Genomic DNA, 13,904 nt, shown 5'->3' with positions numbered 1-13,904 from the left:
CCCACCATGCCGGCGGCGGTGATCCCGTCGAGCCTGGCCGCGAGCGCGTCGTCGGGCAGCCGCCCCGTCGTGCCGGCGGTCGCCGGGGCGGCCGTCGCCGGGGCGGCGGCCAGCAGGGGCGCGGCCAACGTGACCCCGGCTCCGGCTCCGGCCAGAAGGAAAGTACGGCGTGACAGGTGCATGTCGCCTCCCTCGTGGACGATTCGCCACCCATCCTCGCCGCCCGGCACAACCCGCGCCCGCGCCCCCGGGTCCCCCGTCCCGCGTCCCCGCGCCCGAGCCGTGCCGTCGCCCGGCAGCCCGCCCGACGGCGTGAGAAGGGCACCCTTCTCTACCGTATGCGTTAGGAAGGTGCCCTTCCTTTCACCCGAGCGGGGCGGGAAGGGGGGCCGTGTGCAGCACCGCGAGGCGGGAGACCGCCCGGGTGAGCACCACGTACAGCCGGTTCAGGCCGCGCGGCTCGGCGGCCACGATCGCCGCCGGCTCGACGGCCACCACGTGGTCGTACTCCAGGCCCTTGACCAGCGTCGCGGGGACGACCGTGACCCGCGTCGCGGTCTCGGTGTCGTCGGCGGTCGCGGTGTCGACGCCCGCGTCGGCCAGCGCCGCCCGCAGCCCGGCGACCGCGTCGTCGGGGGCGATCACGCCGACCGAGCCGTCGTGGGCCAGCGCCGCCCGCACCTCGGCCACCGCCGCCGCCACCAGGTCGTCCACGGTACGTACGCGCAGCTCCCCGTCGCGGCGCAGCGACACGGCCGGCGGTACGTCCACCTCCAGCGCCGGCAGCAGCCGGTTGGCGAACGCGACCACGGCGGCGGGCACCCGGAAGCCGACGCTCAGCGGCACCACCGACGCGTCCGGCTTGCCCAGGTGGGCGAGGGACTCCCGCCAGTCGCGGGCGGCCCACGGGGCGGTGCCCTGGGCCAGGTCCCCGAGCAGGGTGATCGAGCCGTGCTCGCTGCGCCGGGCGATGGCCCGGCACTGCATCGGGGAGAGGTCCTGCGCCTCGTCGACGACCACGTGGCCGAAGCCGCCGGGGCGCTCCAGCAGCCCGGCCGCCTCGTCGAGGAGCACCGCGTCGGCGGCGGTCCACTTCGTGGCCTTCGGGGTGCGGGCCGGCTTCGCCCAGGTCAGCAGCGCCTGCTCGGCCTCGGTGAGCACCCCGTCGGCCGCCGCCGCGAGCAACGTCGGGTCGGCGAGGAGCGCGTGCACGAGCCCCTCCGGGGTGAGCGCCGGCCAGACCGCGTCCAGGAAGTCGGCGACGGGTCGGCACTTGCCCATCCGGCGCAGCCAGGCGTCGCTCGGCGACTCCGCCCGCCGGGCCTCGGCCTGGCGTTGCAGCAGGCCGACCACCCGGGCCCGGACCCGCTCGCGCCCGGTGGCGTACGGCAGCCCCTCCCGGCGGGTCTCCTCGACCAGCCGGTGCAGGGGGTCGAGGCCGATCCGCCAGCGGAACGACCCGTCCGAGACCATGATCGGCTCGGTCGGGGCGGCGACCCGGGCCTCGACCGCCCGGCGCAGCACCTCGGCCATCCGCACGTCGTGCTTGAGCGCCGCGACGGCCGGGTCGTCGACCGCCCGCACGGGCACCCGGGCGACCAGGTCGTCCACGGTGGCCTGCTCGACCTCGACCTCGCCGAGCGCGGGCAGCACCGCCGCGATGTACGACAGGAAGGCCCGGTTCGGCCCGACGATCAGCACGCCGCCCCGGCGCAGCCGCTCCCGGTGCAGGTAGAGCAGGTACGCCGCCCGGTGCAGCCCGACGGCCGTCTTTCCGGTGCCCGGGGCGCCCTGCACGCAGATCGAGTCGGCCAGGTCGGCGCGGACCAGCTCGTCCTGCTCGGGCTGGATGGTGGCGACGATGTCCCGCATCGGGCCGACGCGGGGACGCTCGATCTCGGCGGTGAGGATGCGGCTGGCGGTGCCCAGCTCCTCGCCCCGGTCGAGGTGCTCGTCCTCGAAGCTGGTCAGCGCCCCGGCGCTGAACCCGAACCGGCGGCGGACCGCCACGCCCTGCGGGTCGCGGGCGCTGGCCCGGTAGAACGCCCGGGAGACCGGGGCCCGCCAGTCCAGCACCAGCGGCTCGCCCAGGTCGTCGGTGACATGCCGCCGCCCGACGTGGTAGCGCGCCTCGGCGAAGGTCAGCCGCCCGAAGAAGAGCGGGGTGGTCGGGTCGTCGGCCAGCTCGGCGACCCGCCGGGCCATGTGCCGCCCGAGCTGCTCGGCGGTGTACGCGTCCCCGGCGACCCTGTCGCCCGTGGCGTACAGCGCCTCGGCGCGCTCGCGCATGCGGCGCAGCGCGGCCCGGGAGGTGGTCAGGTGTGCGCGTTCGGCGGCGAGCTGGTCGTCGAGGCCGTCGACGGGGTCGGCAGCGTCGTCGCGGGCGGTGAGGGTCATCCGGGGCGACCTTTCGGTGCGATTCGTGTCGATCGACCTGGGCCGCCCGGCGCTCCGTCGGCAGGTGTCGGCTGTGCCCGGTGAGAGAGAAGCGCGCGGCGTCCGCGCGGCGTTCGATGGTACGCCCCCGCCGGGCCACCGGCGATGCGTTTCCCCGCTGTCCGTGTCCTGTGAGCGGAGCGAATCGTTGCACGGGAGGGCGAAGTTAAGAATATTCTTAACCCGGAGGTGAGTGGGTGAACTGGGAGATCTTGATGACCGGCGAGGTCGAGGAGTTCCTGGACGCTCTCTACGAGATCGATCGAGAGTCACACCGGCTCGTCAACCAGGCCATTCTGGTGCTGGAGCAGAACGGGCCAGCGGAAGGTCGGCCCCTGGTCGACACCATCACCGCCTCCCGGATCAGCAATCTGAAGGAGTTGAGACCGCCGTCGTCCGGGCGCGCCGAGATCAGGATCTTGTTCGTCTTCGATCCCTGGCGGTCTGCGGTCCTGCTGATCGCCGGTGACAAGTCGGGCCGCTGGGATCGCTGGTACCGCGAGGCGATACCCGAGGCGGAACAGCGCTACGCCACATATCTGAAGGAACGACACGAGGAGGTAGGGGCATGACCGGGACCAGACGCTGGCGCGACACCGACCATCTGCACCGCGCGGTCGACACCGCAGGTGGGAAGGAAGCCTTCGACACGGCCGTCGGTCAGATGCTCGACGAGGCGCGTGGCTGGCGCCTGGCGGAGCTGCGAAAGAGGCGCGACATGACCCAGGAGCAGGTGGCTGTCCGCATGGGTGTCTCGGTGGCCCGGGTGTCCCAGATCGAAGCGGGTGACGTCTCGACGCAGGAGGTGCTCGCCCGCTACGTCGACGCACTTGGTGGGACGCTCAAGTTGATCGCGGACTTCGGCGACGAGCAGCTCAAGGTCGCATAGACGCTCTGGTCTCCTCTTGCCCCGGTGGCATGGCAGCCGATGACGTGCGTGCGCGTGGTCGCCGTGCTCGTGGCCCCGGTCGCCCTCGCCGTCCGGTCCGCCTGGCCACGGGTGCTGCCGAGCCCGCTGCGGAATTGGCCACTTCCGGGCGGACCGGCTGAGTGAGCCGCCCGGACCGGGGATACGGTCGCGACATGGCTGACCGCATCGCCCGCCCCCGGGTCGGACACATCCAGTTCCTGAACTGCCTGCCGATCTACTGGGGTCTGATGCGCTCCGGCGCCCTGATCGACGTCGACCTGCACAAGGACTCGCCGGACCGGCTGAGCGCCGCGCTGGTCGCCGGCGACCTGGACATCGGGCCGATCTCGCACGTCGAGTACCTGCGCCACGCCGACGAGCTGCTGCTCCTGCCGGGCCTGGCGGTGGGCAGCGACGGGCCGGTGCTCTCGGTCAACGTGGTGTCGACCCGCCCGCTGGCCGAGCTGGACGGCCGCCCGGTGGCCCTCGGCTCGACCTCCCGCACCGGCGTGCTGCTGGCCCGGCTGCTGCTCGGCGAGCGGTACGGGGTCCACCCCGAGTACTTCCGCTGCCCGCCCGACCTGACGCAGATGCTGCTGGAGGCGGACGCCGGGGTGCTCATCGGCGACGTGGCGCTGCGCGCGCTCTACGAGGCGCCCCGGCGCGGCCTGGAGGTCACCGACCTCGGCCAGGCGTGGCGCGACTGGACGGGGCTGCCGATGGTCTTCGCCGTCTGGGCGGTACGCCGGGACTTCGCCGCCGCCCATCCCGGCCTGGTGAAGGAGGTGCACGAGGCGTTCCTGCGCTCCCGCGACCTCTGCCTGGCCGAGCTGGACCAGGTCGCCGAGGCCGGCGCGCGGTGGGAGCCGTTCGACGCGGAGACCCTCGCCACGTACTTCCGGGCGCTGGACTTCTCGCTCGGCGCGCGGCAGGTCGCCGGCCTGCGCGAGTTCGCCCGCCGGGCCGCGGAGATCGGTGAGGCCCCGGCCCTGCCCGAGGGCGGCCCGGAGTTCTTCGCCGGCTGAGGGCCCGGCCTGCGCGCCCGGCTCGGGCGCGGGCCGGGCTGCCCGGGCCCGGCCGGCCCGGCGACGAACGCGGAGCCCGCCGTCAGCCGGTTGGGCGGAGCACCGCCTCGGTGATCTTCTGGCAGTTCCTCATGCCGTACTCGTAGCCCATGCCGATCGGGTAGCGGACCATCACGCCCATCGTCCAGGTGTCGCCGATGGCGAGGCAGTTGATGTGCATCTCCTGCTCCCGGGTGCGGTCGATCCAGCCGTTCTTGATGGCGATCTTCTTCTGCTCGGCCGCCGGGAACGCCTTGCGGATGCCGAAGTCGCCGGCCCCGCGCACCAGCCGCATCTCGTCGACCAGCCACCTGGTCCACTTCGGGCCGGCCGCCCGGCCGTCGGCGATGCACGCGCCGAGGCGGGCCGTGTCCCGGGGGGAGAGCTTCGTCCGGCTCCAGCCGCCGTCGGCCGCCACGCTGCTGTCGGTGGTCTCGCAGAGGGAGATGAGCCGCCTGATCGACGCGGCCCGGCCGACGGAGGTGTAGAACTGCTCGGCCCGGGTGTTGTCGCTGTCCCGGATGATCCGGGTCGCGTCGGCGAGCTTGGCGCTGCCGGGCGTCTGCCCGGCCTCGTCGGCCCGGCGCAGGTAGTCGGCGACGATCCAGGCCTTGATCAGCGAGGCGGTGGTGCTGGTCTCGCCCATGTTCTTCGAGCCGAAGATGTCGCCGGTCCGCCTGTCCAGCACGCTCCAGCCGTACCAGCCGTCGAGGTCGAGGTCGATCTGCCGGTCGGCGAACGGCAGCGGCTTCGGCGTGGGCGACGACACCGGCTCCCCGGGGCCGGGCGACGGGCTCGGGCGCCTGCTGCGGTCCGACGCGGCGGCGTCGCGGTCGGCGGGGGCCGAGGGGACGCCCCACGTGGCGGCGGCGGGCGACGCCAGCGGGGAACCCGGCAACAGGCGCAGCGACACGAGCACCAGCCCGATCAGGACGACCGCGACGATGATCAGCCGCAGCGGCGAGGGTTCGCCCGGCAGTGCCCGGCGGCTGCCCGCCATCAGAGCTTCCCGATCGGCTGCTGCGGCACCTTGAGGGCCGCGCCGGGCTGCGGGGTCACCAACTGGGTGGCGACGCCGGCGCAGACCTTCGCGCCGTACGCCAGCCCGTTCTTCTGCGGGTAGCGCAGCATGACCGCCAGGCTCCACTTCTCGGTGACCGCCAGGCAGTTGACGTGCCAGTTCCCGTCGTAGTTCAGCGGGGTCCAGCCGTTCTTGATGCTGACCGGGCCCTGCGCCTTGATCGCGGCGGGCAGGCCGTCGACGATGCCCCACCTGCCGCCGCCGGACTTCGCCTTCTGGTCCTTCACGCTGCCGCGAACCTTGCTCATCTCCTCCAGCACCCATTTGGTCCATTTCGGGCCGGCCGCCTTGCCGTCGGCGATGCAGTCGCCGAGCCGGACGGCGTCCCGGGGGGACATCCGGGTGAAGCTCCAGTAGCCCTCGTACCCGGCGACGTTGCCGCGCTTGGTGTCGGTGAGGCCGCAGATGCTGATCGCCCGCTTGACGACCGGGCCGGGCTGGCCGTCGGCGGACTTGCGGTACGAGCCGCCCGCGGCGGAGTAGACCCTGTTCGTCGCGTCGTCGTTGCTGTCCCGGATGGCCAGGCTCGCGTTCTTCTTCAGCTCGGCGGAGGGCTCCTTGTCGCCGAGCTGCCGGAGGTAGTCCGAGACGATCCACGCCTTGATCATCGACTCGGTCGAGCTGGTCGAGGCCATGTTCTTCGACCCGGCGATCTCGCCGGTCTGCCGGTCCAGCAGCGCCCAGGAGAAGAACTCGCCGGAGAAGTTCACCGAGACCGGGCCGGCAGCCAGGGTGGGCGGCGGCGGGGCGGTCGGCTCCGGGACGGCCACGCTCTCCGCGGCGCCCCCACCACCGCCGCCGTCGTCGGAGAGACGGGCGTACGCGGCGGGAACCAGCATGGCGCTGCCGAGGAGAACCGCCACGACGGCGAGCACCATGGCCACGCGAGGTCGCATGAGTGGGTGAGCTCCAGATGTCAGGGCCGGGGGACCGACTGTTTTCGAACGGGTGCGGCCTGATCGCTGCGGCCGGGGGAGGTGGCCGCCGTGTGCTGGCGATCGTCGACAGCCGATCGTTGTGACCGGGGAAGTCTACGTCCGCACGGCGGCGATGCCAGAACCCACACCCGACCATGCGGCGAGAAGGCGTGATTATGGCCCGCTATGCGGCTGTTGGGACGTTTCATCCTCACCAAGTGATCCATGTCATGTCCCAGTCGTGACCTGCATCGACACGATGGGCATTCGAGGTGTCACCGAAGGTGACTGGGGAAAGCTGTGACACCCCCTGGTGTCACGCGTGGGGAGCTGTAACACTTGTCGTCATGTATGGCAACGACTTCTCCGCCCCGGAGAACACGCCCGGCGGTGGACTGCTCGGCGAGGTGGAGGCGGCGGAGGCGGCGCTGCGGGAGGCGGCGACCCGGCAGCGGGGAGCCGCCGGCCCCGACGCCGATCTGGAGGCGTACTTCGCCGACGTGATCGACGCGGACCAGAAGATCGAGCCCCGCGACTGGATGCCCGAGGCGTACCGGAAGACGCTGATCCGGCAGATCGCCCAGCACGCGCACTCCGAGATCATCGGAATGCAGCCCGAGGGGAACTGGATCAGCCGCGCCCCGTCGCTGAAGCGCAAGGCGATCCTGCTGGCCAAGGTCCAGGACGAGGCCGGGCACGGCCTCTACCTGTACGCCGCCGCGGAGACCCTCGGCATCAGCCGCGACGAGCTGGTGCAACTGCTCCTCGACGGGCGGCAGAAGTACAGCTCGATCTTCAACTACCCCACCCTGACCTGGGCGGACGTGGGCGCGATCGGCTGGCTGGTCGACGGCGCCGCGATCGTCAACCAGGTCCCGCTCTGCCGCTGCTCCTACGGGCCGTACGCCCGGGCCATGATCCGGGTCTGCAAGGAGGAGTCGTTCCACCAGCGGCAGGGGTACGAGATCCTGCACACCCTGGCCCACGGCACCCCCGCCCAGAAGGCGATGGCGCAGGACGCCATCGACCGCTGGTGGTACCCGTCGCTGGCGATGTTCGGCCCGCCCGACGGCGACTCCACCCACTCGGCGCAGTCGATGGCCTGGAAGATCAAGCGCTTCTCCAACGACGAGCTGCGCCAGCGCTTCGTCGACATGTGCGTGCAGCAGGCCGAGATCCTCGGCCTCACCCTGCCCGACCCCGACCTGCGCTGGAACGACGACCGGCAGGCCTATGACTACACCCAGCCCGACTACGACGAGCTGATGCGGGTGATCAAGGGCAACGGGCCGTGCAACCGGCAGCGGATGGAACACCGGCGGCGCGCCCACGCCGAGGGCGCGTGGGTGCGCGAGGCCGCCGCGGCGTACGCCGCCAAGCACACGAGCAGGGAGAAGGTCGCCGCGTGAGCACGGAACGAGCCCCGCTCTGGGAGGTGTTCGTGCGCCCCCGGCGCGGGCTGGCGCACACCCACGTCGGCAGCCTGCACGCCCCGGACGCCGAGCTGGCCCTGCGCAACGCCCGGGACCTCTACACCCGTCGCCAGGAGGGCGTCTCCATCTGGGTCGTGCCGGCGGGCGCGATCACCGCGTCGAGCCCGGACGAGAAGGACGCCTTCTTCGACCCGGCGGCCGACAAGGTCTACCGCCACCCGACCTTCTACGAGGTGCCGGACGGAGTGGCCCACCTGTGAAGAACACCTTCGCCCTCGCCCTCGCCCTCGGCGACGACGCCCTGATCGCCGCGCAGCGCCTCGGCGAGTGGGCCAGCCGCGCCCCCGAGATGGAGGAGGACATCGCGCTGGCGAACATCGCCCTCGACCAGCTCGGCGCGGCCCGCCTGCTGCTGACGTACGCGGGTGAGCTGGAGGGCGCCGGCCGGGACGAGGACGCGCTGGCGTACCTGCGCGACGACCGGGAGTTCACCAACTGCCTGCTGGTCGAGCTGCCCAACGGCGACTTCGCGGTGACCATGGCGAAGCTGCTCCTCCTGTCGGCGTACCAGCTTCCGCTCTACACGGCGCTGGCCGGCTGCGCCGACGAGCGGCTGGCCGCGATCGGGGCGAAGGCGCGCAAGGAGTCCGCGTACCACCTGGACCACGCCGCGCTCTGGGTGCGGCGGCTCGGCGACGGCACCGACGAGTCGCACCGCCGGATGCAGGCCGCCGTCGACGAGGTCTGGCCGTACGCGCAGGAGCTGTTCCGGCCGTGGCCGGGCGCGCCGGTCGACCCGGCCACCCTGCGGGCCGACTTCGACGGGCGGGTCGACGCGGTGCTCGCCGAGGCCACGCTGACCCGGCCGGCGGACGGCTGGGCTCCGGCCGGCGGGCGGGACGGCCTGCACACCGAGCACCTGTCGTTCCTGCTCGCCGAGATGCAGGTGCTGCACCGCGCCCACCCGGGGGCGAAGTGGTGAGCGCGAGGAGTGCAGCGCAGCGGAGCCCCGCAGTCGCGAACGGCGGGTGGGCGAAGTGGTAGCACCGGGGGAGGCCGTGTCGGCGGTGGTGGACCCGGAGATCCGGGTGGTCACCATCGCCGAGCTGGGCATCCTCCGGGCGGTCGAGGAGGACCCGGCCACCGGCCGGGTCACCGTGACCATCACCCCCACCTACACCGGCTGTCCGGCGATGGACGTCATCCGCGCCGACATCCGCCACGCGCTCGCCGCCGCCGGCCACCCGGACTCCGAGGTGCGGACGGTCTACAGCCCGGCGTGGAGCACCGACTGGATCTCCGAGACCGGCCGGGCGAAGCTCGCCGCCGCCGGCATCGCCCCGCCGGCCCCCGCCGGTGCCGGCGCGGTGGTGCCGCTCACCCTCGCCGTCCGCTGCCCGCGCTGCGGCTCCCCCGAGACCGAGCAGGTCAGCCGCTTCGGCTCCACCGCGTGCAAGGCTCTGTGGCGGTGCCGTTCCTGCTCCGAACCCTTCGACCACCTGAAGGCGCTGTGACTGTCACGATCACCCGCCCGGTCCGCCGCCGGCCGGTCTTCCATCCGCTGCCCGTCGCCGCCGTGGACCGGCTCACCGCCGACGCGGTGGCGATCACGTTCGCCGTGCCGGAGGAGCTGCGGGAGACGTTCGCGTTCCGCGCCGGCCAGCACCTCACGGTCCGGCGTACCGGGGAGGACGGCGCGGACGTGCGGCGGTCGTACTCGATCTGCTCGACGCCGGACGACCTGGCCCGGCACGGCCGGCTGCGGATCGGGGTGCGGGAGGTCCCCGGGGGCGCGTTCTCCACGTACGCGTGCTCGGCCCTGCGCCACGGCGACACCGTCGAGGTGCTGCCCCCGCTCGGAACCTTCACCACGCCGTTCGACCCGGCGCGGGCCCGCCGTTACGGCGCGGTGGCCGCCGGCTCCGGCATCACCCCGGTGCTCGCGCTGGTCGCGACCGCCCTGGCCGTCGAGCCGGCCAGCACGTTCACCCTGGTGTACGGCAACCGCACGGCGAACTCGGTGATGTTCGCCGAGGAGCTGGCCGACCTGAAGGACCGGTACCCCACCCGGCTGCACCTGGTGCACGTGCTGTCCCGGGAAATGGGCGAGTCGCCGCTGTTGTCGGGGCGCGTCGACGCCGAGCGGCTGGGCCGGCTGCTCGGCACCGTCGTGCCGGGGGACGCCATCGACGAGTGGTTCCTCTGCGGCCCGTACGGGATGGTGGTCGACGCGAAGGCGGTGCTCGCCCAGCGGGGCCTGCCGGAGTCGGCGGTGCACGCGGAGCTGTTCCACGTCGACGCCCCGCCGGAGCCGGTCCGCCGCCCCGACGCCGGGCCGGGCACCGGGGCCGAGGTGACGATCGTGCTGGACGGCCGCTCGTCGTCGGTCACGATGGGCCGCGAGGAGCGGGTGCTCGACGCGGCGCTACGGGTACGCGCCGAGCTGCCGTACGCGTGCAAGGGCGGGGTCTGCTCGACGTGCCGGGCGAAGGTCGTCTCGGGCGAGGTGACGATGGCCCGCAACTACGCGCTGGAGCCGGACGAGGTCGCCGCCGGGTACGTCTTGACCTGCCAGGCCAGCCCGGTCACCGACACCCTCACGATCGACTACGACGCCTGAAGGGCCAACGGCCGCGCCTCCGCCCTGGTTGCCATCGTTGTGCCGACACCCTCCTCGGCCGTCAAGATCCGGGCAACTTCAGGGAAAGTGCGCCCACTTCACCTCGGCAGGCCGCACTTTCCCTGAAGTTGTGAGAGGGCTGCCTGTCATCGGCATCCGGAAAGGAAGCGCCCAGTGGCGAGGACCCGCTGTTCTGAGCGACTTCCCCGGGCGTGCCGATAGATGGGTGGTCTGGCATCGCCTGTCGAGCTGATGACGCAGACGGATCATCGGCCGTGTGGTCGGGCGTGCCATACGTGGGCGGGTGCGTCGGTAAGGTGGCGCAAGTCCAGCCACAGCGGCTCCGATACCGACTGCGTCGAGGTCGCCGAGTCAGTCGAGGCGATCGCCGTACGCGACTCGAAGGACCCGGACGGTCCGGTGCTGGCCTTCGCGCGCACTGCCTGGTCCGCCTTCGTCGCCAGCCTGCCCCACCGCGTCTGACTCTGGGCCGAGTCTCGCGCTTCCCCAGCGCTGTCACACCTGCCGGTGATGCCACCACCGCGAGTACCCCTGACCAGGTGGCTGCCTCACCGGCGTACTCTCGGAGGCGTGACGGTGAGCCGGGAGATCGACGACATCCTGCAGCGCGGCGCGGACGGCGGGCGGATCACGCCCGAGGAGGCCCTGTTCCTCTACACCGAGGCGCCCTTCCACGCCCTCGGTGAGGCGGCCGACGCGGTGCGCCGACGGCGCTACCCGGACAACATCGTCACGTACCTGATCGATCGCAACATCAACTACACCAACGTCTGCGTCACCGCGTGCAAGTTCTGCGCCTTCTACCGTGCGCCGAAGCACAAGGAGGGGTGGACCCACCCGACCGAGGAGATCCTGCGCCGCTGCGGCGAGGCGGTCGAGCTGGGCGCGACCCAGGTCATGCTCCAGGGCGGCCACCACCCCGACTACGGCGTGGAGTACTACGAGGAGCTGTTCTCCTCGGTCAAGAAGGCGTATCCGCAGCTCGCCATCCACTCGATCGGGCCGAGCGAGATCCTGCACATGGCCAAGGTCTCCGGGGTCAGCCTGGACGAGGCCATCGCGCGGATCAAGGCGGCCGGGCTGGACTCGATCGCGGGCGCCGGGGCGGAGATGCTGCCGGAGCGGCCCCGCCGCGCCATCGCCCCGCTGAAGGAGTCCGGCGCGCGCTGGCTGGAGGTCATGGAGCTGGCCCACCGGCAGGGCCTGGAGTCGACCGCGACGATGATGATGGGCACCGGCGAGACCAACGCCGAGCGGATCGAGCACCTGCGGATGATCCGCGACGTGCAGGACCGCACCGGGGGCTTCCGGGCTTTCATCCCGTGGACGTACCAGCCGGAGAACAACCACCTCAAGGGCCGCACCCAGGCCACCACGCTGGAGTACCTGCGGCTGGTCGCGGTGGCCCGGCTCTTCTTCGAGACCGTCCCGCACCTCCAGGCGTCCTGGCTGACCACCGGCAAGGACGTCGGCCAGCTCGCGCTGCACATGGGCGTGGACGACCTCGGCTCGATCATGCTGGAGGAGAACGTCATCTCCTCGGCCGGCGCCCGGCACCGCTCCAACCTGCACGAGCTGATCGGCATGATCCGCTCGGCGGACCGGATCCCCGCCCAGCGGGACACGCTCTACAACCGGCTGGCCGTGCACCACACCCCGGCCGACGACCCGACCGACGACCGGGTGGTGTCGCACTTCTCGTCGATCGCGATGCCGGGCGGCGGCGCGGGGAAGTCACTCCCGCTGGTCGACGCCCGCTGACGGGCGCACGGCCGGGCCTGGCCGCCGTGCCGGCCGGGCCCAGGTGCCGGCGGGGCCGACGTGCCGGCCGGGACGGCCGGCGACGGGACCGATACGGGGCAGCAGGACGAGGCGACGACCGCTAGCGTGCGGGCAGGATTACCATCCGCTCAATCCATGGGGGATTCTGATGCCTGTCCGTAACCGATTGCTGGCGCGGCTCGGTGCCGCAGCCCTGCTCGCCTCCGGCGCGTTGACCGCGCTGAGCGCTCCCGCCCACGCCGAGGGCGCGGGCACCGACCTCTCGCTCGACGTCGCCGGCACCCGGGTCGCCGCCAACGTCGGGGGAAAGGTGGCCTTCATCAAGATCAGCAACAGGGGCGCGAACCCGGTCTCCCGGGCCACCGTGCAGGTGGACGTCACCGAGCTCGACGCGGTCGAGATCGAGGCAATTCCGCGGGGCGATGAGTGCGAGGAGGCCCGGAGCGACGGCCGCCGCATCTGGTCCTGCCTGCTCTTCGACGACACGCTGCCCAAACCCGGCCGCACCGGCGAGATGCCGCTGCTGGTGTTGAAGGGCGACGACGCGGCGGGCCCCCGTTCGGCGCCCGTGACGTTCACCCTCACCTCCCCGGACGACACCACGCCGGAGAACAACACCAAGACCGTGCGGGTCGAGTTCACCGAGGAGAGCGGCGTCGACCTGGGCGTCCGCGTCCCGGACGTGACCCGCCACATCCCGCCGGACGAGTACGACCCCGACACCGAGGGCTTCCCCGCCCTGCAGCCGGGGAAGACGACGGTGCTGATCGGCGAGGTCTTCAACCAGGGCGACCTCGTCACGGACGGCGTCCGGGTCGTCATGCGGCTGCCGAAGGGGGTCACCTTCGCGGACCGGTTCGCCGACTGCGAGCACTCCGCCGACAGGCGCACGGCGACCTGCGAGATCGAGGATCTCCAGCTTGGCGACGGCGGCAGCGCGCTCAGCTTCCTGGTGCCGATCAAGGTCGGTGCCAGCGTGAAGGGGCCGGTCGCCCTCAAGCCCGGCACGGTGACCGCCGAGGCCCTGGGCCAGCTCACCCCCGAGCAGCGACGGTCGCGCAAGGCCACCGCGCCGAAGCTGCCGTCCGTGGCGAAGCTCGTGCCCGCGAAGGAGGTCGACCCGAGTGACAACAGCGACGACTTCGCCGTGATCGTGATCGCCGCGAGCAACGGAGGCGGGAACGGCGGGAGCGGTGGGGGCAGCGGCCTGCCGGTGACCGGCCCACAGGCCGGCCTGATCGGCGGGATCGGCGCGGCGGTGCTGGCCGTCGGTGGCGTGCTCCTCGTGCTGGCCCGCCGTCGCCGAGTGGTCCTGGTCGCCCCGACCGACGAGAAGCCGACCGCCTGACGCGGGGCGATCGGGCGGCCGACTGTTTCTCACGTTTCGTCGCGCCGCGCACATCGCACGGTGACGGGCCGAAAGGCTTGATGGTGGTCGTCGGCAGGGCATTCGTGGCCGCCGTTCGGGGGACTTGCGGGGTCGATGGCCCGCCACAAGACACCACCAACCCCGACAATTCCCGGTAACGGCGCAACGGCGAATGCGCATTCGCGCGGCGCGGGGGCTGGCGGCGTCGCCGATGGGCCGCTAACGTCCGGCGCACGTACCCGCGACGCAGGTCGGAGCGGGTCGACCTCGC

Annotated in this window: 15 protein-coding genes; 11 read left to right on the top strand and 4 right to left on the bottom strand. The window is 72.5% G+C overall.

Features of this window, described 5'->3' with window-relative positions; translation table 11 throughout:
* On the bottom strand, positions 1–182 hold a 182-nt coding region (locus LPU43_RS03600), incomplete at its 3' end, for a hypothetical protein (protein ID WP_229398769.1).
* Positions 183–363: 181 nt separating this feature from the next.
* Positions 364–2,397, bottom strand: coding sequence for a HelD family protein (locus LPU43_RS03595; RefSeq protein WP_229398768.1), 2,034 nt, complete (start codon positions 2,395–2,397; stop codon positions 364–366).
* Positions 2,398–2,651: 254 nt separating this feature from the next.
* Between LPU43_RS03595 and LPU43_RS03590 the strand changes: the two genes are divergently transcribed.
* The 3 genes from LPU43_RS03590 to LPU43_RS03580 all read left to right on the top strand — a co-directional run bounded on the left by LPU43_RS03590 (position 2,652) and on the right by LPU43_RS03580 (position 4,371).
* Positions 2,652–3,008 (top strand): type II toxin-antitoxin system RelE/ParE family toxin, encoded by a 357-nt coding sequence (locus tag LPU43_RS03590; protein WP_229399314.1) that lies wholly within the window; start codon positions 2,652–2,654, stop codon positions 3,006–3,008.
* Positions 3,005–3,325, top strand: coding sequence for a helix-turn-helix domain-containing protein (locus LPU43_RS03585; RefSeq protein WP_229398767.1), 321 nt, complete (start codon positions 3,005–3,007; stop codon positions 3,323–3,325). The genes LPU43_RS03590 and LPU43_RS03585 overlap by 4 nt, the downstream gene beginning before the upstream one ends.
* 194 nt (positions 3,326–3,519) lie before the next feature.
* On the top strand, positions 3,520–4,371 hold the full coding sequence (locus LPU43_RS03580; protein ID WP_229398766.1) for a menaquinone biosynthetic enzyme MqnA/MqnD family protein: 852 nt from the start codon (positions 3,520–3,522) through the stop codon (positions 4,369–4,371).
* Positions 4,372–4,453: 82 nt separating this feature from the next.
* Here the strand turns inward: LPU43_RS03580 and LPU43_RS03575 are convergent, their stop codons facing one another.
* Both LPU43_RS03575 and LPU43_RS03570 read right to left on the bottom strand, forming a co-directional pair.
* A complete protein-coding gene (locus LPU43_RS03575; protein ID WP_229398765.1) occupies positions 4,454–5,410 on the bottom strand; it encodes a serine hydrolase in 957 nt (318 codons plus the stop codon).
* Entirely contained in the window at positions 5,410–6,387 is a 978-nt protein-coding gene (locus LPU43_RS03570) for a hypothetical protein (RefSeq protein ID WP_229398764.1), read from the bottom strand. The genes LPU43_RS03575 and LPU43_RS03570 overlap by 1 nt, the downstream gene beginning before the upstream one ends.
* 368 nt (positions 6,388–6,755) lie before the next feature.
* Here LPU43_RS03570 and paaA point away from each other — a divergent pair, with 368 nt between their 5' ends.
* The 8 genes from paaA (at position 6,756) to LPU43_RS03530 (ending at position 13,612) form a co-directional block, all read left to right on the top strand.
* On the top strand, positions 6,756–7,817 hold the full coding sequence (gene paaA, locus LPU43_RS03565; protein ID WP_229398763.1) for a 1,2-phenylacetyl-CoA epoxidase subunit PaaA: 1,062 nt from the start codon (positions 6,756–6,758) through the stop codon (positions 7,815–7,817).
* Positions 7,814–8,101, top strand: coding sequence for a 1,2-phenylacetyl-CoA epoxidase subunit PaaB (gene paaB / locus LPU43_RS03560; protein WP_229398762.1), 288 nt, complete (start codon positions 7,814–7,816; stop codon positions 8,099–8,101). Before paaA ends, paaB begins: the two co-directional genes overlap by 4 nt.
* Positions 8,098–8,823, top strand: coding sequence for a 1,2-phenylacetyl-CoA epoxidase subunit PaaC (paaC, locus tag LPU43_RS03555; RefSeq protein ID WP_229398761.1), 726 nt, complete (start codon positions 8,098–8,100; stop codon positions 8,821–8,823). The genes paaB and paaC overlap by 4 nt, the downstream gene beginning before the upstream one ends.
* 55 nt (positions 8,824–8,878) lie before the next feature.
* Entirely contained in the window at positions 8,879–9,355 is a 477-nt protein-coding gene (paaD, locus tag LPU43_RS03550) for a 1,2-phenylacetyl-CoA epoxidase subunit PaaD (protein ID WP_229398760.1), read from the top strand.
* Complete coding sequence (paaE, locus tag LPU43_RS03545) at positions 9,352–10,461, top strand: 1,2-phenylacetyl-CoA epoxidase subunit PaaE (protein WP_229398759.1); 1,110 nt, start codon at positions 9,352–9,354, stop codon at positions 10,459–10,461. Before paaD ends, paaE begins: the two co-directional genes overlap by 4 nt.
* A 252-nt stretch (positions 10,462–10,713) precedes the next feature.
* The gene (locus LPU43_RS03540; protein ID WP_229398758.1) at positions 10,714–10,944 is read left to right on the top strand and encodes a DUF397 domain-containing protein; all 231 of its coding nucleotides are present in this window, start codon (positions 10,714–10,716) and stop codon (positions 10,942–10,944) included.
* A gap of 108 nt (positions 10,945–11,052) precedes the next feature.
* Entirely contained in the window at positions 11,053–12,243 is a 1,191-nt protein-coding gene (mqnC, locus tag LPU43_RS03535) for a cyclic dehypoxanthinyl futalosine synthase (protein WP_229398757.1), read from the top strand.
* A gap of 169 nt (positions 12,244–12,412) precedes the next feature.
* Complete coding sequence (locus LPU43_RS03530) at positions 12,413–13,612, top strand: hypothetical protein (protein WP_229398756.1); 1,200 nt, start codon at positions 12,413–12,415, stop codon at positions 13,610–13,612.
* Positions 13,613–13,904: the final 292 nt, after the last annotated feature.

The organism is Micromonospora okii, assembly GCF_020884795.1.
Lineage (GTDB): Bacteria > Actinomycetota > Actinomycetes > Mycobacteriales > Micromonosporaceae > Micromonospora > Micromonospora okii.
The sequence above is the reverse complement of the archived record's forward strand: the minus strand, read 5'-3'. Positions and strand labels throughout refer to the sequence as shown.

Coding starts and splice junctions, on each gene's coding strand:
- LPU43_RS03595 (WP_229398768.1), bottom strand. CDS start 2,397: ATGACCCTCACCGCCCGCGACGACGCTGCCGACCCCGTCGACGGCCTC.
- LPU43_RS03590 (WP_229399314.1), top strand. CDS start 2,652: ATGACCGGCGAGGTCGAGGAGTTCCTGGACGCTCTCTACGAGATCGAT.
- LPU43_RS03585 (WP_229398767.1), top strand. CDS start 3,005: ATGACCGGGACCAGACGCTGGCGCGACACCGACCATCTGCACCGCGCG.
- LPU43_RS03580 (WP_229398766.1), top strand. CDS start 3,520: ATGGCTGACCGCATCGCCCGCCCCCGGGTCGGACACATCCAGTTCCTG.
- LPU43_RS03575 (WP_229398765.1), bottom strand. CDS start 5,410: ATGGCGGGCAGCCGCCGGGCACTGCCGGGCGAACCCTCGCCGCTGCGG.
- LPU43_RS03570 (WP_229398764.1), bottom strand. CDS start 6,387: ATGCGACCTCGCGTGGCCATGGTGCTCGCCGTCGTGGCGGTTCTCCTC.
- paaA (WP_229398763.1), top strand. CDS start 6,756: ATGTATGGCAACGACTTCTCCGCCCCGGAGAACACGCCCGGCGGTGGA.
- LPU43_RS03540 (WP_229398758.1), top strand. CDS start 10,714: ATGACGCAGACGGATCATCGGCCGTGTGGTCGGGCGTGCCATACGTGG.
- LPU43_RS03530 (WP_229398756.1), top strand. CDS start 12,413: ATGCCTGTCCGTAACCGATTGCTGGCGCGGCTCGGTGCCGCAGCCCTG.